Raw genomic sequence first — 23,950 nt, 5'->3', positions numbered from 1 at the left:
GTCATTTTGGCATAAGGTAGGGCCTTTGGGCCCTGCTTTTCTCCTGTGAAGAGAAGGAGCTAGGAAGCCATGGAACTCGCTCTGGGAGAATGGGTTAACGCTTTCATCAACTGGCTGGTCAGGGCCTACGGCGACACGTTTGAGCAGATCTCCAACGCCCTTTTGCACTTCATCCTGGCCTTTGAAGGGTTTTTCCGCGGTCTTTCCTGGCCCTGGTTGGCGGGGTTTGCCGCGCTTTTGGGTTGGTTTGTTACCCGACGCTTTTTCTTCGCCGTGGGCATGGCCTTTTCCGTGTGGCTTATAGCTGCCTTAGGGCTTTGGGATAAAGGGATGCAGACGTTGGCCTTGGTGTTGGCCTCGGTGGTGATCTCCGTGGTTCTAGGGCTTCCCTTGGGGATTCTCATGGGGCGGAGCGACGGCTTCCGTTCCTTCATGCTTCCCCTACTGGACGCCATGCAAACCATGCCCAGCTTCGTCTACTTGATCCCTGCGCTCTTGCTTTTTGGGCTTGGCAAGGTCCCCGCCCTGATTGCCACCGTGATTTACGCTGCGCCGCCCATGATCCGCCTCACGGACCTGGGCTTGAGATTGGTAAGCCGGGAGGTGGTGGAGGCGGCGGAGGCTTTTGGGACTACTTCCTGGCAACGCCTCTTCAAGGTGGAGCTTCCCTTGGCGCTTCCCAACCTGATGGCGGGGGTGAACCAAACCACCATGATGGCCCTGGCTATGGTGGTCATCGCTTCCATGATCGGGGCGAGGGGGCTTGGGGAAGAGGTGCTCCTGGGCATCCAACGGCTCGATGTGGGGAGGGGTGCGGAAGCGGGTGTCGCCATCGTGGCCATGGCCATTGTGATGGACCGCCTTACCCAGGCGGTGGGCCGGCGGGTGATGCGCCGCTACCGGGAGGAAGCATGAGCTTTGTCCGCATTGAGAGCGTCTACAAAATCTTTGGACCCCGAGCGAGGCGGGTGTTGGAGGAAGTACGCCAAGGGCGCAAGAAGGACGAGATTTTCCAGACGACCCGCCACGTGGTGGCTCTTAGGAATGTGAACCTCGAGGTCCAAAAAGGAGAACTTTTCGTCATTATGGGGCTTTCGGGGTCGGGGAAGTCCACGCTTCTGCGTGCGGTGAACCGCCTTATTGATCCCACGGCGGGCCGGATTTGTGTGGGGGACACCGAGGTCACAGCCCTCAACCGGCGAGAGCTTTTGCGCTTTCGCCAAGCGACCTTCGGTATGGTGTTCCAGCACTTCGCCCTCTTGCCCCATCGCACCGTGCTCCAGAACGTGGCGTTCCCCTTAGAACTCAAGGGAGTGCCAAAAAGAGAGCGGGAGGAGCGGGCGAGGGCCTGGTTAGCTCGGGTGGGACTAGCGGGTTACGAGAACAACTATCCGGTGCAGCTTTCGGGTGGCCAGAAGCAACGCGTGGGGTTGGCTCGGGCTCTTTGCGCCGACCCCCCGGTCCTACTCATGGATGAGGCCTTCAGTGCGCTGGACCCCTTGATCCGGAAGGAGATGCAAGACGAGCTTTTACGCCTTCAAGAGGAATTGAAAAAGACCATTCTTTTCGTCACCCATGACCTGGACGAGGCGTTGAAGCTGGGGGACCGTATCGCCATCATGCGGGACGGGGAGATTGTGCAGGTGGGTACCCCCGAGGAGATCCTAGCCCAGCCCGCCGACGACTACGTGGCCGCTTTTGTGGAGGGCGTGAACCCGGCTAAGGTCTACCGGGTAGAAGGGCTCCTGTTGGAAGCGGTGACGGTAATCCTGGGCCGAGAGGGCCTGCGGGCTGCCTTGCGCAAGATGGGCCAGGCGGGTGTGGGAAGCGCCTACGTGGTGGACACCCAAGGGCAGTTCAAGGGGGTGGTACGGGCGGAAAAACTCGCCGAGGCCTTAAAAGCAGGGGGGGATGGGAAGGATCTTAGCCCGTACCTGGAACCTTTGCCCACGTTACGGCCTGACCAGACCCTCGAAGTAGCCCTGCCTTTGTTTAGCGAAACGCCCTTGCCTCTTCCTGTGGTGGACGATGCGGGGAAGTTTCTTGGCATCGTCACCCGGGGGAGGTTCCTCGCCGCCATGGCCCGCCGGTACACGCCCCCGGTGGGGGAGGCTTCCCCTTCTACGGACCGAGGGGTAGACTCCGGTCCATGAGTTGGTGGAAAGAGGCGGTGATCTACCAGGTTTACCCCCGGAGCTTCCAGGACACCAACGGCGACGGTATCGGGGACCTCGAGGGGGTGAGGCGGCGGCTTCCCTACCTAAAGTCCCTGGGGGTGGACGCCATCTGGCTTTCCCCCTTTTACAAAAGCCCCATGAAGGATTTCGGCTACGACGTGGCCGACTACTGCGACGTGGACCCCATCTTCGGCAGCCTGGAGGACTTTGACCGCTTGATGGCGGAGGCCCACGCCCTGGGGATTAGGGTGCTCATCGACCTGGTACCCAACCACACCTCCAGCGAGCACCCTTGGTTCCAGGAGTCCCGGGCCTCTAGGAATAGCCCCAAGCGGGACTGGTACGTCTGGGCCGATCCTGCCCCGGGTGGGGGCCCGCCCAACAACTGGCAGAGCTTCTTTGGCGGCCCCGCCTGGACCCTGGACGAGGGGACGGGCCAGTACTACCTCCACCAGTTCCTCCCGGAGCAGCCCGACCTCAACTGGCGCAACCCCGAGGTGCGGGAGGCCATCTACGAGGTGATGCGCTTTTGGCTTAGGCGGGGGGTGGACGGCTTCCGGGTGGACACCCTTTGGCTTTTGGCCGAAGATCTTCTCCTCCGGGACGAGCCGGGGAGCCCCTACTGGCGGTCTGGCTTGCCGGATCGGGCCCGGCACGAACACCTATTCACCGAGGACCAGCCCGAAACCTATGCCTACGTGCGGGAGATGCGTTTCGTGTTGGACGAGTTTTCCAGCCCGGGGCGGGAGCGGGTCATGGTGGGGGAGATTTACCTTCCCCTTAACCGCCTAGTGCGCTACTACCAAGCGGGTTGCCATCTCCCTTTCAACTTCAACCTTATCACCGAGGGTCTTCCCGACTGGCGTCCCGAGAACATCGCCCGCATCGTGGAGGAGTACGAGCGCCTCCTCAGGCCCTCGGATTGGCCTAACTGGGTCCTGGGCAACCACGACCAACCCCGCCTGGCTTCCCGCCTGGGGGAGGCCCAGGCCCGGGTGGCGGCCATGCTCCTCTTCACCCTGCGGGGCACCCCCACCTGGTACTACGGGGACGAGCTTGCCCTCCCCAATGGGGAGATCCCCCCCGATCGGGTGCGGGATCCGGCGGCCCTCAGGCAGAAAGACCGAAGGCCCACGGCTTATCACTCCCTGGGCCGCGACCCCGAGCGCACCCCCATGCCCTGGGACGATTCCCCCTACGCCGGATTTTCCACCACGGAGCCCTGGCTTCCCCTAAACCCCGACTGGCGGACCCGCAACGTGGCCGCCCAGGAACAGGACCCCCGCTCCATGCTCCACCTGGTGCGCCGCCTCATCGCCTTACGGAAGGACCCGGAGCTCCTCTATGGGGCTTACCGCACCTACTGGGCCCAGGAGGGCGTTTACGCCTACCTGCGGGGGGAGGGTTGGCTCGTGGCCCTCAACTTCACGGATAGGGAAAAGGCGCTTTCCCTTCCCCGCAAGGGGCGGGAGGTCCTCTCCACCCACCTGGACCGGGAGGAGGGGGTGGGGGAAAGCCTCCGGTTGCGCCCGGAGGAGGGCGTGGTGCTCCGGTTAGACTGAGGGCGTGGAAGATCCCTTCCAGGGCCTGGCGGAGGCCTACGAGGCCTGGTACGAAACCCCCTTGGGGGCCTTCGTCATCGCCGAGGAGGAGCGGGCCTTACGGGGGCTTCTTCCCCCCGGGGAGAGCCTCCTGGAGGTGGGCGCCGGGACCGGGTACTGGCTCAGGCGCCTTCCCTACCCCAGGAAGGTGGGGGTGGAGCCCTCGGCGGCCATGCGCCGGGTGGGGGAGGGGCGGTCTCCCGGGGTGGAATGGGTGGCGGCTTACGGGGAGGCTTTGCCCTTTGCGGACGGGGCCTTTGACGTGGTCCTCCTCTTTACCACCCTGGAGTTCGTGGCGGACGTGGAGCGGACCTTGGGGGAGGCGCGGAGGGTCTTGAGGCGGGGCGGGGCCCTTGTGGTGGGCGTCCTCGAGGCCCTCTCCCCCTGGGCCGCCCTTTACCGCCGCCTGGGGGAGAAGGGGGTGCGCCCCTGGACCCAGGCCCGCTTCCTTTCCCGGGAAGACCTTTGGGCCCTCCTGGGCCCCCCCGAGGCGGAGGGGGAAGCGGGTTTCCTCGCCCCCGAGGCCCGTCCTCCCTACGGGGAGGCGGACCGGGCGGGGCGGCGGGCGGGAAACCGCCCCGCCCTATACTTAGGGCGATGGCGCTAAAGGCCCTCTTCGCCCTTTATCCCCTCCTGCAGGGGGACTACCGTGCGGTGGAAAAGGCCCTCCTCGCCCTGGAGGGAAGCGGGGTGGACTACCGGGTCTTCCCCACCCACACCGAGCTTTCCGGGGAGGAGGAACAGGTTTTCTCGGCCCTTCGGGAGGCTTTCCAGAAGGCGGCGGAGGAGGGGGCCACGGCGATGTGGGCCCTCCTCACCAACGCCTGCCAGGCCCGGGACCCTTTCCGCCAGGAGGAGCGGCTTCGGCGCTTTCCCCCCTTGGCCATCGCCCAGAAGGCCCTGGAGGGCATGGAGGCCAAAAGCGTCCTGGACATCGGCACCGGCACCGGGGTCTATGCCGAGGCCTTCGCCCGGCTTGGGCTTTTCGCCGTGGGCCTGGACCCCAGGGCGGACCGCCTGGAGGTGGCCCGGGCCAAGGTGCCGGGGGCGCGCTTTGTGGAGGGAAGGGCGGAAAGCCTTCCCTTTCCCGAGGGGAGTTTTGACTTGGCCTTCTTCGGCCTCTCCCTCCACCACCTGAACCCCATCCCCGCCCTGAAGGAGGCGGCGCGGGTGGCCCGGCGGGTGGCGGTGCTGGAGTGGCCCTACCGGGAGGAGGAGGTGGGCCCCCCCTTGGCCCAGCGCCTTTCCCTCGAGGCCCTGGAGGACCTCTTCCGGCAGGCCTTGGGAAGCCCCCCTGCCCTCCACCGGGAGGCGGATTGGGTCCTGGCCCTCTGGGAAAAGGGCTAAAGGCCCCTTGCGGGGCCTTTTGGTGCCGGGGGCGGGACTCGAACCCGCACGCCCTCATCGGGCAACAGATTTTGAGTCTGCCGCGTCTACCTGTTCCGCCACCCCGGCGGACGCACCCTAAGGATAAGGCCAAGGAGGAAAATGGTCAACGCCAGGGCCACCGCCCAGTCCCCGAGGCGTACGTAGGGGGTATGGCCCTCCCTAAGGGCGTAAGGGGCGAGGAGTAAGCCCTCCCGGTGGGGCGGGATGGCCGCCACCACCCGGCCAAAGGGGTCCGCGCTTGCGGTGACGCCGTCGTTTCCCGCCCGTAGGAGCCAAAGGCCCGTTTCCACCGCCCTAAGCCTTCCCATGGCGAAGTGTTGCTGGCCGCCGAAGGAGGAGCCGAACCAGGCGTCGTTGGTGAGGAGGACGAGGACCCTCGACCCTTCCCGGGCCAGGCTCCGGGCCACGGAGGGAAAGACGGACTCGTAGCAGATGAAAACCCCGTAGGGTCCCAAGGGGGCCACCCGCCTTCCGGGGGTGCGGTCGGCCAGCTCCCCCAGGCCGAAGGACCGGAAGAAGAAGCCGTAGACCCCGCCCAAGGCCTCCCGGAAGGGAAACCGCTCCCCGAAGGGCACGAGGCGCACCTTGTCGTAGTGGTTCAGGATCCCTCCCCCTTGGTAGAGGACCGCCCGGTTGGGGCCATAGAGGTTGAGCCCGGTGAGGAGGGGGCGGCCTTGGAGGAGGGGGTCCAGGGAAGGGGGGATGCGCCACACCGCGGTTTCCGGCCAGACGATGAGGTCCGCCTCCGGGTGGAGGGCCAGGCCTTCCTTCGTGAGGCGGAGGTACACCGCCTCGTCCAGCTCCCCTTGCACCTTGGCCAAGGGGTTCAGGTTGCCCTGGACCAGGAGGGCCTTCTGCGTTGCCTTTGCCTCGGGCAGGGGCAAGAGCCATAGGAGGGCCCAGGGGAGGAGGACCCATAAGCGCCTTTGGGCGAGCCCATAGGCGGCGAGGAGGACCAAAAGGGAAAGGAGGTAGACCCCTCCCAGGCTCGCCAGGACCCGGCCTGGGGCCTCCACCAGGGCGTAGCCCAAAAGCCCCCAGGGGAAGGCCAATTCCCCTTGCTCCGTGAGCCATTCCAGCGCCACCCACCCTCCCACCCGCATGAGGGGTGAGGGGGTGAGGGCGAAGAGCAGGCCGAGGGAAAGGGCCTTCACCAGGACCAGGGGCAAAAAGGGAAGCGCCCCCAGGGGGCCGAAGAGGCTAGCGAAGCTTTGGGGAAGCCAGAGGAGGTGGAGCCCCCAAAACCCTATCCCGGCTAGGAAGCCTTCCCGGAAGCGCCCCCGGAGCAAGAAGGCCAGGGGCAAGGGGGCCAGAAAGCCCAGGGGGAAGGGCGGGAGGGTGAGGGCCAGGGCGAGGCCCAGGAGGAAGGGGCGCACCCTTTCACCATACGGGGCGTTTGTGAGATTGACCAGGTGGGGGCTATGGCAGAATGGTCCCATGCGCCTCGGGGTCCTTTCCGATATCCACGCCAACCTGCCCGCCCTCGAGGCCGCCTTGGAGGCCCTGCGGGCCGAGGGGGTGGACGAGGTCTTGGTCCTGGGGGACATGGTGGGCTACGGGCCCCACCCGCGGCAGGTGGTGCGCCGCCTCATGCAGGAGGGCTTCCCCGCCATCGCCGGGGCCTGGGACCTGCGGGTGGCCTACCCCGTGGACCATGCCGTCCCCGAGGGCTTGGGCAAGGTTACCCTGGCCTGGACGCGGAGCCAGCTTGGGGAGAAGGAGCTCGCCTACCTCCGCTCCCTGCGCCTTTCCCACCGGAGGACCTACGGGATGACCCGCCTGGTGGCCTTCCACGGCAGGCCGGGCCGCCCCGAGGAGCACCTGGACCTCCTGGGCCCGGCTCGGGAGTTCCTGGCCCTTCTGGAGCGGTTTAACGCCCGGGCGCTCCTTTTGGGCGGGCGGCACCTGCCCCTGGCCCGACGGGTGGGGGTGGGGCTGGTGGCGGACCCTGGGAGCGTGGGGCTAAGCCTTTCCGGGGAGCCCGGGGCCGACGTTTTCCTCTTGGACACGGCCACCCTCGAGGCCCGCATCCTCAAGGTGCCCTACGACCTGGGCCCCGTCCTCTTCGACCTGAGGGCCTGGGGCCTGCCCCCCGCCCTGGAGAAGGTCTACCGCACCGGGCGCTTCCAGTAAGGCTTGGGCGTCCTGCCGCACTACGGGGTCGGGGTCCTCGAGGAAGCCCTCTATGGGCCTTCCCGCCCGGAAGAGGGCGTGGAGGGCGGTGCGGCGCACCAGGGGGTTGGGGTCTGAGGCCGCCTCCGCCATGAGCCCCTCCCCCAGGCCCAGGTTGGAGAGGACGATAAGGGCGTTGCGGGCCATGCGGGCCCTCCCCGGCCGAAGGAAAGCGGCGCCGGCGTACTTCCTCCGGAAGGCCTGCCCTGAGAGGCGGAAGAAGTCCCCTAGGTCCGGGTGGGCCAGGTGGGGCTCCGGGCGGAAGCCGGGCCACGCCTTTCCGAACCGCTCCCAGGGGCAGGCCTCCCCGCAGAGGTCGCACCCAAAGAGCCAGTCCCCTATCCCGGGCCAGAGGCTTGGGGGGATGAAGCCCTTGTGCTCGATGGTTAGGTAGCTCACGCAGAGCCGGGCGTCCAGGGTGCCGTCCCCCAGAAGCGCCCCCGTGGGGCAGGCGGGAAGGCAACGGGCGCAGCGGCCGCAGCGGTTGGGGTGGGGGGGCGGGGGCTCCACCTCCAAGGAGGTGAGGAGGACGGCCAAGAAGGCGTGAACCCCGAAGGCCTGGGAGAGGAGGTAGCCGCTTCGGCCGATCCAGCCCGCCCCCGAGAGGGCGGCCAAAGTGCGCTCGGAAAGGGGCCCGTGGTCCACGTACCCCTTGGCCCACACCCCAAGGCCCTCCGCCACCGCCTCGAGGCGCCTCAGCTCCTCCCCCAAAAGGAGGTGGTAGTCCCGCACCCAGGCGTAGCGGGCCACCCGGCCCACCCGGAGGCCCCCTGGGGGTGCCCCGGGGTCGGGGTAGGCGTAGGGGGCGAAGAGGAGGAGGGCGCTCCGGGCCTTGGGGAAGCGGCGCCGGGGGTCAAAGCGCTCCTCCACCCGCCGTTCCAGGTAGGCCATCCCCCCGTGCCGCCCGGCCTCGAGCCAGGCCTGGAAGCGGGCTTGGGCCGCCTCCTGGGGCAGGAGGGGAGCCCAGGCCACCCCCAGGCCCCGCGCCCGGGCCGCCTCCTCCAAGAGGGCCTTGGCCTCCACCCCCTTAGCCTATAATCCCTTTCATGGAACGGCTCAACCTCGCCCTCCTCGGGGGCGGTACCGTGGGAAGCGCCTTTTACGCCTTGGTCCAGGAGCGGGAGGAGGAGCTCGCCGCCTTGGGCTTTACCCCCCGCTTCCTTGGGGTACTGGTGCGGGACCCCAAGAAGCCCCGGGGCATCCCCGAGGCCTTCCTACGGGTGGAGCCCTTTGACCTCCTGGAGGCGGACGTGGTGGTGGAGGCCCTCGGGGGGGTGGAGGCCCCCCTAAGGCTCGTCCTCCCCGCCCTGGAGGCGGGCATCCCCCTCATCACCGCCAACAAGGCCCTTTTGGCGGAGGCCTGGGACGCCCTTCGCCCCTTCGCCGAGGAGGGCCTCATCTACCACGAGGCCAGCGTCATGGCGGGCACCCCTGCCCTTTCCTTTTTGGAAACCCTCAGGGGAAGCGAGGTTCTGGAGCTCCACGGCATCCTGAACGGCACCACTCTCTACATCCTCCAAGAGATGGAAAGGGGCCGGACCTACGCAGAGGCCCTGGCCGAGGCCCAGCGCCTGGGCTACGCCGAGGCGGATCCCACCCTGGACGTGGAGGGGATAGACGCCGCCCACAAGCTCACCCTCCTGGCCCGCCTTCTGGTGGACCCCGCCTTTCCCTTTGGGGCGGTGGAGTCCCGGGGCATCACGGGCCTCACCCCGGAGCTTCTCCAGGAGGCGGCGGCCCAGGGCCAGCGGGTGCGCCTTTTGGCGAGCCTCTACGGGGAAGGGGGCAGGTGGCGGGCGAGGGTGGCCCCAAGCCTCCTCCCCCTGGAGCACCCCCTGGCCCAGGCCCGGGGCAACGCCCTTTGGGTGCGGACCCGGCCCCTGGGGGAGGCCTTCGTCACCGGCCCTGGGGCGGGGGGTGGGGCCACGGCCAGCGGGCTTTTCGCCGACCTCCTCCGCCTCCTCTCCGGGGCCCCGGGCCACCTGCCCGCTTTCCGGGCCAGGCCCCCCTTGGCGGAGGGGAGCCCTTTCCTCGAGGCCTTGACCCGCTAGCCCTCTCCCTGGGAGCATATCCCCATGCGCCTCCCCCTCATTGAGCGCTACCGGGCCTACCTGCCCGTCTCGGAGAAGACGCCGGTGATCAGCCTCCTGGAGGGCTTCACCCCCTTAGTCCCCCTAAGGGGCCCCAAGGAGGCTCGGGAACGAGGCATCCGGCTTTTCGCCAAGTACGAGGGCCTAAACCCCACGGGGAGCTTCAAGGACCGGGGGATGACCCTGGCGGTGTCCAAGGCGGTGGAGGCGGGGGCGGAGGCCATCGCCTGCGCCAGCACCGGCAACACCGCCGCCTCGGCCGCCGCCTACGCCGCCCGGGCGGGAATTAAGGCCATCGTGGTCCTGCCCGCAGGGTACGTGGCCCTGGGCAAGGTGGCCCAGAGCCTGGTCCACGGGGCCCGCATCGTCCAGGTGGAGGGAAACTTCGATGAGGCCCTCCGCCTCACCCGTGAGCTCACGGAGCGCTACCCCGTGGCCTTGGTGAACTCCGTGAACCCCTTCCGGTTAGAGGGCCAGAAGACCCTGGCCTTTGAGGTGGTGGACGAGCTGGGGGACGCTCCCCACTACCACGCCCTCCCCGTGGGGAACGCTGGGAACATCACCGCCCACTGGCAGGGCTACAAGGAGTACCACGCCTTGGGAAAGGCCAAACGGCTTCCCAAGATGCTGGGCTTCCAGGCGGCGGGGGCGGCCCCCTTGGTCCTGGGCCGGCCGGTGGAGAGGCCGGAAACCCTGGCCACCGCCATCCGCATCGGCAACCCGGCGAGCTGGGAGGGGGCGGTGCGGGCCAAGGAGGAGTCGGGGGGGCTCATAGAGGCGGTGACGGACGAGGAGATCCTGGCCGCCTACCGCTACCTGGCGGCGGAGGAGGGCCTCTTCTGCGAGCCCGCCAGCGCCGCGGCCATGGCCGGGGTGTGGAAGCTCCTTAGGGAGGGCCGCCTGGAGCCGGGAAGCACTGTGGTCCTCACCCTCACCGGCCACGGGCTCAAGGACCCCGCCACCGCAGAGCGGGTGGCCCGGCTTGACCCCCCGGTGCCCGCTACCCTCGAGGCGGTGGCGAAAGCCGCAGGCCTTTGGTAGGCTTCGGGTATGCCGGAGGCCAAGCGCGCGCGCAAAAAGGTGCCCGAGCCCTTTCCCGGGGCCTACTATCTGGCGGGGGCCATCACCATTGCCCTCATGCTCCTGTTCCTGGCCCTGGGGGCGAGCCTGCCCCCGGGGGTGGCGGGGTTTTTGGTGGCCTTTGTCCTGGGGCTTACCGTGAACCCCAAGTACGTGCCCTTCTTTCTGGTGGCGGGGGTGTTCTCGGCGGTCATGGGCTTCTTGGGGCGGGAGCCCCAGGTGGCCTGGGGCGGGGTGGCCTTGGCCCTCTCCCAGCTTTGGGTCCGCCGCTTCGTCCGGGAATGAACCCCAACCGCCTTTCCCAGTCCTTGGCCCTTCTCGGTGTGGCCCTATACGCCTACTTCCTCTTCCTGCGCCCGAACCAGGAAGGAATGGCCTTGGCCGTGGGCCTATTCGTGGGCACCATGGGGGTGGCCTACGGGGAAAAGCCCTTTTGGGTGCCCTTTTTCCTTGGGCTTTACGGGGTGCTTTTTCTCCTTCAGCTCTTCTTTGGCCATCCTTGGCCCTTCCTCCTGGGGGGCCTGGTGGGGGTGGGGCTTCCCTACCTCCTCTACCGCTTGCGGAAACCCGCTAGGTAGAGGAGGCTTCCCAAGAGCATTCCCTCTCCCAAGGCGGGGAGGTAGAGGACGAATTCCCGCACGTCCAGCCGCAGGTAGAGGAGGAGGGGCCAAGGGGTGAGGGCCCAGGCCAAGTCCGCCCGCCCGTAGCCCGCCGCCAGGAAGAGCCCTGCCCCCAGGCCCCGAAGGTAGGCGAGCCAGCCCGAGCCCAGCTCGTTTTGGTAGACGAAGAAGACCAGGTTGAGCCAGATCCCCAGCACCCAAAGGGGCAGGCGCCTTTCCAAGCGGAAGGCCAGGGCCAGGAGCAAGGCAAAGGCCAGGGCCTCAAGCACGGCCCACCTCCGCCTGGCCCTGGGCCTCGAGGTAAGCCACCAGCACCTCAAAGGCCTTTTCCACCGCTTCGTCCAAGTCCTCCCCGGGAATGGTGGGGACGCCTTCCTCCTGGGCCCAGCGGAGGAGGTGGTCTTGGATGAGGCGGATCTCGGCGAAGTGGGCCAGGTACTTGTCCTTGGGACGGGCGTGGCCCGTTTCCTTGTCCCGCAGGTGGAAGCGGTCCTGGTGGAGCTTCTCGTCTTGCAGGTAGACCAGCATGGGCACGGTGAAGACCCGGTCCTGGTAGGGGTGTCCCAGGTAGCGCGGCACCACGTGTACCCCCTCCAAAACGATGGAGGTGCCCTCCAAGGCGCTCCTTTCCTGGATGGCCCTGAGGCCCACCGCCACCCGGGCCACCTGGTCCAAAAAGCCTCGGAGGACCCTGGCCTCGTGGCTTTCCTCGGAAAGCTCGGGCATGAGGGCCTTCCAGGCCTCGAAGGTGGAAAGGTGCAAGGTGGGGAGGAGGTCTTTGGACAAGGAGGCGCGGAAGACCTCCCGCACGGCGTCTGAGGGAACGATGTGGGTGATGCCCAGGCGGTAGGCCAAGGCCGAGGCCAAGACGCTCTTGCCCACCCCCGTCACTCCCCCGATGAGGATGTGCACCGGGCGGGCGCTCCAGCGCAGGTGCCTCAGGAGGAGGTAGCGCCGGGCCACCTCCTCCCCTGCCTCCTTGAGCAGGGCTTGGTGGACCCTTTCCCTCAGCTCCGGGCGCCGTATGACCTGGATGCCCGCCCGCCTAAGCGACCCTTCGATCTCCCGGGCCAGGCGGTAGGCTTGCTCGGGGGAAAGGCCGATGCCCATGAGGGACTGGGCCAGGATGCCCTTGGAAAAGGGCATGCGGGGTTCACCGCCCTCTTCCTCCACGAAAAGCTCCCCGGCGAAGGCCCGGCGTTCCAGGTAGCGCCGCTTGGCCGCCTGACCCTTTACCCGGCCCACCTCCTGCGCCACCACCTCTTCCAGGCGGCGGGCGGAAATCTGCTTGATGCCCTCGGCCCGCAGGCGCTCTTCCACCCTTTTGGCCAGCTCGTGGGCTTCCTTGAGGGAAAGCCCCGCCTCCTCCAGGCTTCGCGCCAAAAGCCCCTTGGAGAAGGGGCGGCGCCGATGGCCTGCCAGGACCAGGATCTCCTCAAAGGGGAGGGTCTTGCGGGCCAGGGTCTCCGCCGCCTCCTGGCCCAGGGCCTTGCCCACCTCCTCCAAGAACACCTGGCGGAGGCGCCGGGGGGTCACCTCCTGGTAGCCTTCCGCCTTGAGCCGCTCTTCCACCGTGTGGGCCAGGGCCTGGGCGGCCTCGAGGGGCACCCCCAAGGGCAAAAGCGCCTCCACCAATAGCCCCTTGGAGAAGGGCCACCGCCCCCGCTTGAGGCGCACGAAGACCTCGCTCATTGCCTGGCATCATAGCACCTTTCCCTTGGTTATGGGTTTTCTTGACACTCCTCGTGGCCCCGTGCTAAGCTACCTTACGGCTTGGCGCCGTAGCCAAGTGGTAAGGCAGAGGTCTGCAAAACCTCCATTCGCCGGTTCGAATCCGGCCGGCGCCTCCAAAAGCGCGGGCGCGTAGCTCAGGTGGCCAGAGCACTACCTTGACACGGTAGGGGTCGGTGGTTCAAGTCCACTCGCGCCCACCAAGTTCCAGAACGGCGAAAACCCCGGGACAACCCCGGGGTTTTTCGTTGGGGCTTACCCTCAATCTACCCTCAATCGCCTTGGGGGTTATTGTCCTTTGGCAGGATCTGAAGGGAGCGGAGGGTGGATTTGAGTTCTTCTTGGGAGATGTGGGTGTAGTGCTTGAGGGTGGTGGAGAGGGTTTTATGGCCTGCTAGGGCGGCGGCGAGTTTGCGGTTAAGAGGATCCCCATGGGTGCCCCGAAACCGGCTGATGCGCCGTCCACCTTTGAGGAAGTCATTGCTGGAACTGTCCCTGTCGGGACCCTTTCAAAAGATCGATTTTTGGCTGCACTGTCCATTAGCTTCAACTATACTGGAACAATACCGGTTCCCTGGAAAGGCGCACCACTTTTTCGCCGAACGAGCCCGTCTGGAGGGGCACGTCATCCGTCCGAAACATATGTTCTGGTTCGCAATATAGAGGGTTTACCGCAAGGTTGGTACCACCTTGACTTTGGAGCTCGAGTGCTCGAGCTCATGCGGGAAGAAAAAGTAGATTCAGCAGAGCTAGTCACGCTGTTTCCGGCAACCTATGGCCGTGCGCCGTTTCCGGTGGCGGCCATCGTCATTGTGACCTGCGTTTTTGAAAGGAATATGTATCGTTATAGGGAGCCACGCACTTTTCGGACAGTACATATGGATGCGGGCCACCTTATTGAGACCTTCGAGCTCGTGTGTGCAGCGAATGGGATACGCTGTTTTACCCAGTACGGGAACAATGATCAAGCTATAGAGGCAAAGCTCGGCCTTAACCCGCTTGAGGAGGGTTATATGCTCGCTTGCGCTGTTGGTTGAAGGAGGGTTTGATGGCTTCTGTTCTCAATGAATTGTCATCTACACTATCTATCCGACCCTGGATAGAAGGGGAAGATACGGTGCTGCTCTCCGATGCTTGGCATGGCAAACGCTTCACAGTACAGATCGAAGCATTGGAGGATTTTTTGCTAGTAATGGCTGGGCGTAAACCTGCTAATACCCGCTCGACCCAGGTGCAGCATGTTCTAAGGAATGCCGGTATTCTAGGCGAACCTCGTGCAACTCGCGAAGAGGCCCTTCTGGACCACTGGAGGAAACGGGGGTGGCATCCCTCGCTCGAATTCTACCTTTGGTCACGGCAGATTCCTTACGCCGATCAAAACGACCCAGATGGGCAAATTCGTGACCGCATCATCGCGGAATACCTATCGGAGCAGGAGCCCCCTGCCCGTATCACCGTCAGCGGCCGCCAGCACAAGCTAACACCCCAGCCACGCCTACCAAGAGCGAGTCTTCTCGGTGAGCTACTTTTAAAGCGCAGGACCGTTCGGCGGTACGCGGAAGGGAGCGTTTCCCTCAATCGCCTGAGTGGCACCCTGTGGTGGGGGTTACAGCGTCTGCGCCGGCTACGAAACCTAAAGAGGTCAAAGGGGCGTGATTACCTGATTAGTTACGGCGTAGCTCTGGATTTCTATGTGGTGGTGTATAATGTGGAAGGGCTCCAACCAGGTGTATACTTTTATGATGTAGTAGCGCACTCTCTGACAGAGGTCTTTCTCGGCGATCTGCGCTCGGAAATGGAAAAAGTGATGTTCGACATGCCCTCCCCGCGTTGGGCAAATTGGACAATCGTGATTGTTGCTGATATGTGGCAATATCAATGGCTCTACCGCCATGACCGTGCGCTGAGGAACCTCTATATCGAAACCGGCCGGGTGGGCCAACTGCTGATTCTATCAGCTCTAGCCTACTCTCAGGGCAGCTTGGTCACACCTGCAGTCAGCGATGGACGCCTTTCAGAGCTCCTTAGGCTTGAGACGCCTCGACAGGCTCCTTTGTACACCGTTACTTCGGGGAGGCTACATCGGAAGCGGGCAGGGTCGGTCCGGGAGGAGGCATGAGCCAACTCACCAACCGGCTGGTGAAGCTACAGGGTGAGTGGCGGTTTTACTTGAGCCGCAATGCCAACGGGGTCGAGCTTGTTGCTCCTCTTAAGAGGAAACGGCTTCTCCTCAGCGGATTGGATAGCAATGCCGTACTGGCAGTGCTATGGGAGCTTTCAGCGGGCGTGCCTGAGGATAACCTGATTGGCCACCTGGCGCAGGTATCAGGCCTGGGATCGCATTCGTTACAGCAACTTCTCGGTAAGCTAAATAGCTATGATGCCCTGCTCTATACGACCGAACCCATTGGACTCCAGGACTCCGGATCGCAGTACGACCGTCAGATCCGGTACTTTGAGGCTTTCGCAACCAATGAGCGATCCGCCTTCGCCATGAATGACAACCTTCAGAAGCGACGGGTAGTGATCGTGGGGCTTGGCGGTTATGGGACGTGGCTAGCGATGATGGCTGCCCGGATGGGAATCCGCCACATAATCGGCATCGATTTTGATCATGTCGAATTGAGCAACTTGAACCGCCAAGTTCTTTTCACCCAGCAAGATGTCGGTCGCCCCAAAACGGAAGCCTGCGCAGAGGCAATCGCCCAAATCGATCCTAACGTTAGGTTTGAAGGTCATAATGCCCGCATAAACTCCCCACTGGACCTTATAAGTTACCTGGAAGGAGCCGATCTGGTGTTCAACTCTTTCGGTTACTCTCCCCCAGATTTCCCAGCGAACTCTGTGTTTCAAAGCATCTCCCAAGCTGCCCTGGTTGCGAACGTGCCCTGTTTGCACCTGGGGGGCTCATGGATCGGCCCGCTCACCGTTCCCGGCGAGACGCCCTGTATTGAGTGCCTTTTCAAGAATGAAAAGGTTGCCGACATAGCCCGGGCATCGTTTCCCCATATCGACCGACCCGTCCCTTCTATAGCACCGAGAATGGCCATAACTACTGGTTTGGCGGTTTGGGAAGCCGTCCGTTTCTTATCTAAACTGGATGAGCCACCGTCCCTTCGTAACCTAATCATACTGGACCTTCACAACTACACACGACACGCCCTCCTCCCTATCGAACGTTCTGAAGAGTGCAAGCTCTGCGGGCCTATACGCAAGGCTCGCCGCTCGGAGGCCCCATGACGGCGATGGCGGAGAGGTGGCGCTCCATCCTAGGTCTCGCCTTGCCGATTATCGGGGCATCGCTGGTGGAAATAATTCTGGGGCTCGTGGACACCGCCTTTCTGGGAAGGCTGGGTGCAGGCGCCCTGGCAGCCGTCGCCACCGCCTCGGCGCTCTATAGCGTTGTAGTCCAAGTGGTGGCTACCTCCGCGATAGGGTATCAGATCCTGGCCGCCCGGGCCTTTGGGGCCTCGGACCGGGCTCGGGTAGATGCCCTGTACTCCAACGCGGTGGTCCTCGTTGCGGCGGTGGCCGCCTTAGGGGTCTTGCTCCTCTTTTTCTCCCTGCCCTTGCTTCGCCTCATCGCTTCCACGGAGGAGGTGGCGCAGGAAGCGCTCCTTTTCCTGCGGATAAGAAGCCCCTCCCTTCTCTTCTTCGCCCTGGGCCTGGCCCTCCGCAGCACCCTCTACACCGCCAAGCAGGCTCACTGGGTGTTTAGGGCCAGCGTGCTCTCCGTGTCCGCCAACATCGTCCTGGACTACCTTTTGATCTTCGGCAAGCTTGGCCTCCCAGCCATGGGTACGGCAGGTGCGGCCCTGGCCAGCACCATAGCGACGCTTCTGGGGTACATGTATCTGTACTGGGTTCATCTTAGGCTGAAGCTAGCGGCGTTCCTCCCGCGCGCCGCCCATGCCCATGGGGTACGGGAGCAACTCCGGCTTTCCGGGCCCGAGATGGCGAACGCGTTTTTGGACTATGTGGGCACCGCAGTCCTGTTCCTCTTCATGGGGCAGCTCGGCACCTACGCCTTGGCGGGGGGCCGGATCGGTTTCACCCTGCTCCTCTTCTTCTTTGCCCTCGCCTTTGGCCTAGGGTTTGCCGTCCAGATCCTGGTGGGGCACCATCTCGGCGCTGGCAGGACGGAGGACTTCAGGAAGGATCTCCACGCCGGGCACTGGCTGGGCGTACCCACCTTTCTGCTCCTCGGCTTTCTCACCTACCTCGCCCGTGAACCCTTGGCCCTAGTCTTCACCTCCTCGCCGGAAGTTGTGGCTGAGGCGGTCCAGGCGTTGATCCCTGTGGCCCTCTCCTTGCCCTTGATGGCCGCCACCATGGTGGAGGTGGGTGGGCTGAGGGCCCTCGGGTACACCCAGTGGAACATGTACAGCAATTTGGCGGTGATCTGGTTCGTGCAGATGCCCGTGGCCTGGCTTCTGGGAGTGAAGCTTGGCCTCGGCCTCGAGGGGGTATTTGCTGGCTTCGTCGCCTACTTCGGGGTACGGTGGCTGGTCACCCACGTCTTGCTAAACCGGGGCCTCCGCCGTATATCCCAAGCTGATACGGTGAGCCAATGAAACGAGACTTTAAGGCTGAACCCCCCCGAGTTGAAACAGATATCTCGCTGTCAGTTAAGGCGCTCCTAGATCGGATTTTTGATGGCTATAGCGCGCAGTTTCCAACACTTGTCATGCTGGCTACAGGCACAATTAGTGAGGGCGTTGAAGATTTGTCCGACGCTAGTCTTAAGAGTTGGGCTGAAAAGCTTGAATCATATTCCGTGGAAATCGCGCGCCTGGCCGGGCAACTTCAGTTCCTTACGCCTATCGATCGTGCAGTAGTGGCTGAGATCCAGCGCTTCCTATTCCGTCAGCTACTAGCTTATCGGCAACGCATATTCATCACCAAAGCGGCATCTTCGTACCAGTTGATATGTTTTGCGCTTCTACCCTATTACCTTCGCAGCCAAATCAACATCCACGATCAATCCCCTGAGATACTTAATGAGCTCAGGTTCAAGCTATATCGTTGCATCGATATCCTCGATCTAATGATGAAGAGGGTGGATCAAGGCATAACCAGCCACACAAAGAAAGACCGTCAATTGGCCTCCATGATTGCAACGTCTATCCAGAAATGGAGTGCCTTGCCTGAAGACCTGGCCAATGCCCTTTTGAGTAGGCTGCGAAAGCTGGCACAAACTGAGGGGAAGGAAACACCGTTAGAAGCAACCGATACGGATAGCTACTTACGAGATATCCTGGGTATAACAGCTGGGCCTCTGCAGATTGTTCAAGCCCTTTTCTCCATGATGGAGGAGGAGCTTTTAGGCCTGCCCGAAGAGTTAAGAAGATCAGAAAGTTTACAAAAAATTCAAAGACCCACTTCCTTGGGCTCACATGACCAGGTGTTCGATCAAGTATTCATTCTCCTCTCCGAAAAGACCAAAGGTGTTTTCTTGGATACTACTAGTGCAAAAAGGCCGCTCTGCTTGGTGGCTCCGGAATTGATAAGCCCTTTCGTTTTGGACGCCTTATATCTACCCCTACATGGAGAGGGCAGCATAGAGGATCCATCTGGAGCCCTATTGGTAAACCCGATCTATCTCAATCCTAATACTATGAGCCTAGCCGGCCTGGCTTTGATCATGGCCCATGAAATTGTACCAGGGCATCGCGAACAGCATAGGCGCTGGATGCAACTTCCCTTTTCTAAACTCTTTAGTATAACTCGCTCACCGCTTGGCTTTGAGGGTTGGGCGTCACATGCAGAATCAGCTGTGTTGGAGCTCACCGAACAGGATAACAGGGTACAACGTGCCTTTAAGTTGCAACGTATTCGCCGTTTAACGACCGTCCTACTGGGCTTAACCAACGGGAGGGCGGAGCCAGTGCTCAATAGGATTTTATCGAACTTACCTGTACATATCCGCGATGAGCTTCTAGGGATCGCTAAGCGGATGAGCGGCGTTTTTCATCAAATGCTGCCCTACACGTGGGGCCTCTATGAGACGAAGACAACCCTTTCCTCTATCAAGAGTGCCTATGCCCTGTCAGATGCCAAGGCTCACGAGTTATACCTTACTTTGGGCCCGCTTCATCCGCAAAGCATAAAGGCGATATTAGGTGTTTAAGAATTTTAAAGAGTGCAGATCAAACTGCGAACTTCGCGAATTAGAGGCTGTCGTAAAACCCTTTCCCATGGTCGTGTCAGGATTTATGTGTATGGGTCCGTGTAAAAAGAGGGGGTACCGAATCTGGAAAGGAGGTACCCCATGGACCAGGATAGCCTGCGGACGCTTTTGAGGGAAGCGGTGAGGGAGACGGTGACCGAGGTCTTGCAGTTCCTGCTGGAAGCTGACCGAGCCGCCTTCTTGCGGGAACACGGGGGCCGCAAGAACGGCCACTACCCCCGTAAGCTGGAGACCCCCTTCAAGATACGGGCTAAGCCCGTGACTGGCCAGGTGGAACTGGCCATCCCCCGGGATCGGGAAGGGCGGTACTACCCCAGCTTTCTCCATCCCTACGCCCGCCGCCAGGTGGATGTGGGTGAAGTAGCGGTGGCTCTGTACGCCGCCGGCGTTTCTCAAAGGAAAGCCGCTGAGGTGTTGAGCCTGCTTCTGGGCCACCGCTACACCCACGAGACCGTGAGCGCCATCACCGACGGGGTGCTGGAGAAGGTGGAGGCCTTCCGCCAAAGGCCCCTTCCCGAGGAGATGGCCTTCGTCTACCTGGACGGCTTCTTCCTGAAGGTCCTGTGGGAGGGGGAAGGGGTGGAGCGGGCGTCGGTCTACGTGGCCCTGGGCATCACCCCTTCCGGAGAGCGGCAGGTCCTGGGCTTCTGGCTCTTGCCCTCGGAAAACGCCCTCGCCTGGGAGGGGGTTCTGAGGGAGCTGCGGGGGCGGGGTCTCTGGCGGGTGCTGCTTTTCGTCGCCGATGGCCTGCCCGGGATAGAGGAGGCCATCCGCCGGGTCTACCCCCAGGCCCAGTGGCAGCGGTGCGTGGTGCACATGGTGCGTTCCGGCCTTTCCCAGGTGCGGTCGCGGGACCGGGCCCTTTTGGCCCAGGAGTTGCGGGGGGTGTACGGGGCGGGGAGCCGGGAGGAGGCCCTCCAAGCCCTGGAGCGGTCCAGGGAGGTGTGGGGGGCGAGGTACCCTTCCCTGGTGGCGGCCTGGTGGGGGGACTCGGGGGCCTTGCTGCGGTTTTACGAGTATCCCGAGGTCTTGTGGCCGTATCTTCGCAGCACCAATCTGATGGAGCGGTTTATTCGGGAAGTGAGGAGGGGGACGAAGGTGAGGGACTACAAGTTTCCTCGGCCTGAGGCGGTATTCAAGCTTCTGTACTTGGAGGGGGAGCGTCAGGAGGGGAGGTGGGGGGAGCGAAAGCTCAAAGGGTTTGCCGAGGCGCGGGAGACTTTGGAAAGGATGCTTGAAGAGCGGTATGCCCCCCGTACACAGACGCTTACACATAAATCTTGACACGACCGGGGGTTCTTCAAAATGTGCCTCTTTCCCTCCTGGCCGCGTATAATAACGCTACAAAAGGAGGTGAAGCGTGCGGAAGGCTCGGGTCCTGTTCCTGTCCCTCACCTGGGCGCTGGCGGTTCTCGCCATGGCCGTGGCGGGAGGCGGCTCCTTCACCTGGTAGGCTCGGTTTTCAGGACTCCCTGCCCCCGTGGGAAAACCCGCGGGGTTTTTCCTTCCTCGAGAGCGCGGCGATAGAATGGTGGCCGTGAACCTTCGGCTCTTCGTGGCGGCGCTGACGGCTCTTTTTCTGGCCCTTCTGCTCGCCCTTCCCTGGAAGGTCGAGGACTGGCAGGCGCTCCTCTTTTGGACGGCGGTGACCGCTCTCCTCGCCCAGCCCTCCGTGCCGCTCTCCCTTCTCGGCAACGTGAGCCTGCACTTTCTCGGAGCTTTGACCCTGGTCTTTTCCTGCTCCCCGCCGGCGGCGGCTCTGGCCGCTTCGCTCGCCCTTCCTCTGGCGGGGCGGCCAATCCTCCTGGAAAGGGAGCTTTTCAACCGGTCCCAGGTGGGGCTCGCCACCTTAGCGGCTTCCTGGGTGCACGCGGCGAACCCTGGGATAGTCGGCGCTTTTTTGGCGGGGGCGGCGTATTTTCTGGTCAACACCGCTGCCATGCTTCTTCTGGCCTGGGTGCGGTACGCTTTGCCCCCCCTCTACGCCTGGAGGAGAAACTTTGCCCCCTACGGGCCGACCTACGTGGCGGGCGCCTTAGGGGGAACCCTCTCGGGGGTCCTGGGGGGGATCGGCGTGACCCTGCCCTTGCGGGTGGCCCTGGCCTCCTTCCTGGCCTTCTACCTCTTCGCCCTTGGCCCGCTCCATCCCAGGCGCCTGGAGGAGGTAGAGGCCATGGGGAAAGCCTCCTAGCCGGTGCGAAGAGGGCTTGGTCTTATCGCTAAGCTTGTTTCCCGCAAGGCTGACCCTCCCCTGAGGCCCGGGTGGACCGGCCCTACCCATGGGGGTGGGGGGTAACACTACCTTGGAAGGGCGCAGATGGGCGGAGGGGGAACGGAGTCTCGGGAAAACGGCGGGAGGATTCCTGAGCCGCTTTGGCGTGGGGGTTTGGGCGTATCCCCTCAGTTTGTGGTGGTGGGAGGGACCTGGTGCCCACGGCTCTGGGCCGGGTAGCTTGAGCCCGGGCCCCCCACCAAAAGAGCTGGAAAGGGCACCCCCGAAGGGAAGGGGTCTACTCCCTGGAGGCCTCCGGGACCCCCTTCACCCTACGGTTTTAGGCTCCCCTTCACCCCGAGGGCGGAAGCGGCACCTCCAGGGAAGAGGCCTCCTCCTCCTCCCGGGGGGCCTTGGACAGGCTTTCCTCCGCCTCTAAAAGCCTGAGGAAGCCCATCAGGTCCACCGCCGCCAGGTCGTAGAGGAAGGCCTCCACCACCCGCTCCGGCACCATCCCCTCGCCCCCTCGCACCGCGTACCCCAGGGTCCTCAGGCTCTGGGCCACCGTGGCCGTAAGCTGCTGCTCAAAGGGCACCGGGGCCGCAGGGAAGAGGATCCGCACGGGGCTCTTCATTCCAAGGCGCACCACCCGGCCCAGGACCTGGTCCAGCCCCGTGGCCGTCCAGGGCAGGGTGAGGACGATCTGGGCCGTAGGTCTCTTCCCCGTGGTGTCGTGGAAGGAGAGGCCCACACCCCCCTTGCCCGCGGTGGCCAGGAGGAGGCGCACCCTCCCCTCGTCCCAGGCCGCCTTGGTCCTCCTGAGGGCGCTTCCCGTCTCCGCCCCGGTGTAGAAGGCGAGGGCCTCTCCCAGCCCTCCGAAGGCCTCCCGCACCATCGCCACGGGGGAGGGGAGAGTGAGCCCGAGGCCCTTCAGGGCCGGGGCCAGGTGGCGGTGGAGGGCCCCCTTGAGCCCCCTCTCCTCGGCGTCCTGGAGGAAGGCCTCCACCGCCTCGGGGCTCGTGAGGTCCAGGGTCTTGTCCGAGCGGTACTGGACGAAGAGCAGGACGTGCCACCCCTCCTCCAGGAGGCCGGCCACCAGGGGAAGGGCCGCCCTCAGCTTGATCCTCTCCAGGATGGCCCGGGAGAGGAGGGTGCGCTGGGCCATGACGATCCCCCGCTCCTCCTGGGGGGCCCGGTAGGCCGCCGCCTTGAGCCGCCTCCGCACCTCCGCCAGGAGGGCCTTCGCCTCCTCGGGGACCTCCAGGAGGGGGACCTCGTAGGCCACCAGGCCCTCCGGGGGGCGGAAGAGGCGCTTGGTGAGGAGGTTGCGGTCCCGGAGGTACCCGTGGAAGCGGGCTAGGTCCTCAATCCCCCCCGCGAAGTAGAACTCCCTCCCTCCCCGGTACCGCTCCCGGGTGTAGACGGCGAACTGGCGCATGAAGCAGGTGAAGAGGCGGTAAGGGACGAAGCCCGTGGGCTCCAGGAGGTAACGGGCCTCCCAGGGCCGGTCAAAGGGGGTGGCGGTGGCGTAAAGGGTGAAGAGGGCCCGCCAGGCGGCCTCCAGGGCCCGCATCCCCCGGGCCGAACCCTCCGAGCCATAGGCCCGCTTGGCCAGGTGAGCCTCGTCCAGGACCAACACCCGGCACCAGGCCTCCTCGGGGCGGAGGCGGGCGTAGGTGGTGATCCGGAAGGCCTCCCCTTCCGCTACCCCGAAGCGGGAGAGGACCTCCCGGGTCTGGCGGATCAGGTCCTCGTTGGGTACCACCAGGAGGGCGGGAAGCCCCACCCCCAGGACGGCCTGGAGGACCCGGGCGTAGACGTAGGTCTTCCCCGTCCCCGTGCCGCTGGCCAGGACGAAGCCCCACCGCCCCCCAGGAAGGAAGGCCCCCGAGAGGCTCCCCAGGACCTGCCAGGCCTCCTCCTGTTGCTCGGGGTGGAGGAGGGGGCTTTCCCGCTCGGCCTCCTGGGCCAGGGCATAGGCGAAGAAGGCGTTTCCCTGGAGGACCTTGACCAGCTCCCCCTCGTCCCCCTCCAGGTGCCGCACCACCCCGGCGAACCGGCTCAAGGGGAAACGCCAGGCCCAGACTTCCCGGTCCCACACCCCGCCCGCCTCGCGGAAGGGCTCCGAGAGCTCGTAGGGGCGGGGGATCCGTACCCACACCTCCAGGCCCCTGAGGGCGACCCTGGCCCGTACCCGACGGGAGGCTACCCGGGCCATCCCCCCTCCTGCTTCCTTGGGAGCTTCCCCGGCATCCTCTCCATGCTACCCTTACCCAAAGGTTGAGAAGGAGCAGACCCGGCCCTGCCAGGGGGTTTAGATGGCCCTTTCCTCCGAAGGACCCCAGGGGGCATCCCTCACGCGGCCCTGGAGCCCGCAGCGGGGGTGGACCCGTTGTAAGGGCCAAGGGCCAGCCCTTCCGTGGTCGCCCGCCTCGAGGGCGTCTTCCCTTCCGCCCTCACCCTCTCCATGGGCCTTTAGGCCCTCCTCTCTCTCGGGGAGAGGGCCTATAGGCCTGCCCCCCTGGTACCCGGAGGCGGAGGGTCCTGGGGAGCCAGGGCCAGGCCAGGGGAAGGAGGGTGTCCGGACAGGGGTGTCCGGGGCAGGGACGGATGGGGGGAAAGTGGAACAGTTGGCGCATTTGGCCGCCGGTCCTACCCGGACAAGGCCAAAACGAGAGAGAATAAACC

Annotated in this window: 21 protein-coding genes, 3 tRNA genes and 1 pseudogene; 19 read left to right on the top strand and 6 right to left on the bottom strand. The window is 64.4% G+C overall.

What is annotated here, in order from left to right; translation table 11 throughout:
- Window positions 1–69 precede the first annotated feature (69 nt).
- From ABXG85_RS04080 to ABXG85_RS04060, 5 genes are read left to right on the top strand one after another with little or no spacing between them, the layout of a single operon-like run.
- Window positions 70–915, top strand: coding sequence for an ABC transporter permease (locus tag ABXG85_RS04080; protein WP_353512454.1), 846 nt, complete (start codon window positions 70–72; stop codon window positions 913–915).
- Window positions 912–2,153 (top strand): quaternary amine ABC transporter ATP-binding protein, encoded by a 1,242-nt coding sequence (locus ABXG85_RS04075; RefSeq protein WP_353512453.1) that lies wholly within the window; start codon window positions 912–914, stop codon window positions 2,151–2,153. Before ABXG85_RS04080 ends, ABXG85_RS04075 begins: the two co-directional genes overlap by 4 nt.
- Window positions 2,150–3,739 (top strand): alpha-amylase family glycosyl hydrolase, encoded by a 1,590-nt coding sequence (locus ABXG85_RS04070; RefSeq protein WP_353512452.1) that lies wholly within the window; start codon window positions 2,150–2,152, stop codon window positions 3,737–3,739. The genes ABXG85_RS04075 and ABXG85_RS04070 overlap by 4 nt, the downstream gene beginning before the upstream one ends.
- A gap of 4 nt (window positions 3,740–3,743) precedes the next feature.
- Window positions 3,744–4,385 (top strand): class I SAM-dependent methyltransferase, encoded by a 642-nt coding sequence (locus ABXG85_RS04065; RefSeq protein WP_353512451.1) that lies wholly within the window; start codon window positions 3,744–3,746, stop codon window positions 4,383–4,385.
- A complete protein-coding gene (locus tag ABXG85_RS04060; protein WP_353512450.1) occupies window positions 4,376–5,125 on the top strand; it encodes a YkoF family thiamine/hydroxymethylpyrimidine-binding protein in 750 nt (249 codons plus the stop codon). Before ABXG85_RS04065 ends, ABXG85_RS04060 begins: the two co-directional genes overlap by 10 nt.
- Before the next feature lie 20 nt (window positions 5,126–5,145).
- Here the strand turns inward: ABXG85_RS04060 and ABXG85_RS04055 are convergent.
- Together ABXG85_RS04055 and lnt are read right to left on the bottom strand one after the other, a co-directional pair.
- A tRNA-Leu gene (locus tag ABXG85_RS04055) sits at window positions 5,146–5,233 on the bottom strand.
- Window positions 5,212–6,543: an apolipoprotein N-acyltransferase gene (gene lnt / locus ABXG85_RS04050; RefSeq protein WP_353512449.1), complete on the bottom strand. Its 1,332-nt coding sequence runs from the start codon at window positions 6,541–6,543 to the stop codon at window positions 5,212–5,214. Before lnt ends, ABXG85_RS04055 begins: the two co-directional genes overlap by 22 nt.
- Window positions 6,544–6,604: 61 nt before the next feature.
- On the opposite strand from lnt, the pseudogene ABXG85_RS04045 reads away from it, so the two are divergent.
- Window positions 6,605–7,120: pseudogene (locus tag ABXG85_RS04045) on the top strand (metallophosphoesterase family protein); the annotation flags it as partial.
- Between the two features lie 9 nt (window positions 7,121–7,129).
- Here the strand turns inward: ABXG85_RS04045 and queG are convergent.
- Window positions 7,130–8,362 (bottom strand): tRNA epoxyqueuosine(34) reductase QueG, encoded by a 1,233-nt coding sequence (queG, locus tag ABXG85_RS04040; RefSeq protein ID WP_353512448.1) that lies wholly within the window; start codon window positions 8,360–8,362, stop codon window positions 7,130–7,132.
- A 23-nt stretch (window positions 8,363–8,385) separates the two neighbouring features.
- Here queG and ABXG85_RS04035 point away from each other — a divergent pair, with 23 nt between their 5' ends.
- The 4 genes from ABXG85_RS04035 to ABXG85_RS04020 are packed head-to-tail and all read left to right on the top strand — an operon-like array spanning window position 8,386 to window position 11,087.
- Window positions 8,386–9,390 (top strand): homoserine dehydrogenase, encoded by a 1,005-nt coding sequence (locus ABXG85_RS04035; RefSeq protein WP_353512447.1) that lies wholly within the window; start codon window positions 8,386–8,388, stop codon window positions 9,388–9,390.
- A gap of 24 nt (window positions 9,391–9,414) precedes the next feature.
- A complete protein-coding gene (gene thrC / locus ABXG85_RS04030; protein WP_353512446.1) occupies window positions 9,415–10,470 on the top strand; it encodes a threonine synthase in 1,056 nt (351 codons plus the stop codon).
- 9 nt (window positions 10,471–10,479) lie between these two features.
- Window positions 10,480–10,794 carry a hypothetical protein gene (locus tag ABXG85_RS04025; RefSeq protein ID WP_353512445.1) on the top strand — a complete coding sequence of 105 codons (315 nt, stop codon included), beginning with the start codon at window positions 10,480–10,482 and terminating at the stop codon, window positions 10,792–10,794.
- Window positions 10,791–11,087, top strand: a complete 297-nt coding sequence (locus ABXG85_RS04020) for a hypothetical protein (RefSeq protein WP_353512444.1) — start codon at window positions 10,791–10,793, stop codon at window positions 11,085–11,087. The genes ABXG85_RS04025 and ABXG85_RS04020 overlap by 4 nt, the downstream gene beginning before the upstream one ends.
- Here the strand turns inward: ABXG85_RS04020 and ABXG85_RS04015 are convergent.
- On the bottom strand, window positions 11,060–11,398 hold the full coding sequence (locus ABXG85_RS04015) for a hypothetical protein (protein WP_353512443.1): 339 nt from the start codon (window positions 11,396–11,398) through the stop codon (window positions 11,060–11,062). The two genes, ABXG85_RS04020 and ABXG85_RS04015, sit on opposite strands and share 28 nt — an antisense overlap.
- Window positions 11,391–12,821 carry an ATP cone domain-containing protein gene (locus ABXG85_RS04010; RefSeq protein WP_353512442.1) on the bottom strand — a complete coding sequence of 477 codons (1,431 nt, stop codon included), beginning with the start codon at window positions 12,819–12,821 and terminating at the stop codon, window positions 11,391–11,393. The genes ABXG85_RS04015 and ABXG85_RS04010 overlap by 8 nt, the downstream gene beginning before the upstream one ends.
- A gap of 83 nt (window positions 12,822–12,904) precedes the next feature.
- Here ABXG85_RS04010 and ABXG85_RS04005 point away from each other — a divergent pair.
- The 9 genes from ABXG85_RS04005 to ABXG85_RS03965 all read left to right on the top strand — a co-directional run bounded on the left by ABXG85_RS04005 (window position 12,905) and on the right by ABXG85_RS03965 (window position 21,241).
- Window positions 12,905–12,979, top strand: a tRNA-Cys gene (locus tag ABXG85_RS04005).
- 7 nt (window positions 12,980–12,986) lie between these two features.
- Window positions 12,987–13,063 (top strand) — tRNA-Val (locus ABXG85_RS04000).
- A gap of 228 nt (window positions 13,064–13,291) precedes the next feature.
- On the top strand, window positions 13,292–13,897 hold the full coding sequence (locus tag ABXG85_RS03995; protein WP_353512441.1) for a SagB/ThcOx family dehydrogenase: 606 nt from the start codon (window positions 13,292–13,294) through the stop codon (window positions 13,895–13,897).
- 11 nt (window positions 13,898–13,908) lie between these two features.
- On the top strand, window positions 13,909–14,979 hold the full coding sequence (locus ABXG85_RS03990) for a SagB/ThcOx family dehydrogenase (RefSeq protein WP_014510989.1): 1,071 nt from the start codon (window positions 13,909–13,911) through the stop codon (window positions 14,977–14,979).
- Window positions 14,976–16,100 (top strand): HesA/MoeB/ThiF family protein, encoded by a 1,125-nt coding sequence (locus ABXG85_RS03985; protein ID WP_014510990.1) that lies wholly within the window; start codon window positions 14,976–14,978, stop codon window positions 16,098–16,100. The genes ABXG85_RS03990 and ABXG85_RS03985 overlap by 4 nt, the downstream gene beginning before the upstream one ends.
- A complete protein-coding gene (locus tag ABXG85_RS03980) occupies window positions 16,097–17,434 on the top strand; it encodes an MATE family efflux transporter (RefSeq protein WP_014510991.1) in 1,338 nt (445 codons plus the stop codon). Before ABXG85_RS03985 ends, ABXG85_RS03980 begins: the two co-directional genes overlap by 4 nt.
- Window positions 17,431–18,990: a hypothetical protein gene (locus tag ABXG85_RS03975; RefSeq protein ID WP_014510992.1), complete on the top strand. Its 1,560-nt coding sequence runs from the start codon at window positions 17,431–17,433 to the stop codon at window positions 18,988–18,990. The genes ABXG85_RS03980 and ABXG85_RS03975 overlap by 4 nt, the downstream gene beginning before the upstream one ends.
- A 141-nt stretch (window positions 18,991–19,131) precedes the next feature.
- On the top strand, window positions 19,132–20,334 hold the full coding sequence (locus tag ABXG85_RS03970; protein WP_014510993.1) for an IS256 family transposase: 1,203 nt from the start codon (window positions 19,132–19,134) through the stop codon (window positions 20,332–20,334).
- A gap of 244 nt (window positions 20,335–20,578) precedes the next feature.
- Window positions 20,579–21,241 (top strand): hypothetical protein, encoded by a 663-nt coding sequence (locus tag ABXG85_RS03965; protein ID WP_014510994.1) that lies wholly within the window; start codon window positions 20,579–20,581, stop codon window positions 21,239–21,241.
- Window positions 21,242–21,614: 373 nt separating this feature from the next.
- Here the strand turns inward: ABXG85_RS03965 and ABXG85_RS03960 are convergent, their stop codons facing one another.
- A complete protein-coding gene (locus tag ABXG85_RS03960; RefSeq protein WP_014510995.1) occupies window positions 21,615–23,480 on the bottom strand; it encodes a DEAD/DEAH box helicase family protein in 1,866 nt (621 codons plus the stop codon).
- Window positions 23,481–23,950 lie beyond the last annotated feature (470 nt).

The sequence above is a fragment of the Thermus sp. LT1-2-5 genome (assembly GCF_040363165.1).
In the GTDB taxonomy this organism is placed as follows: domain Bacteria; phylum Deinococcota; class Deinococci; order Deinococcales; family Thermaceae; genus Thermus.
The sequence above is the reverse complement of the archived record's forward strand: the minus strand, read 5'-3'. Positions and strand labels throughout refer to the sequence as shown.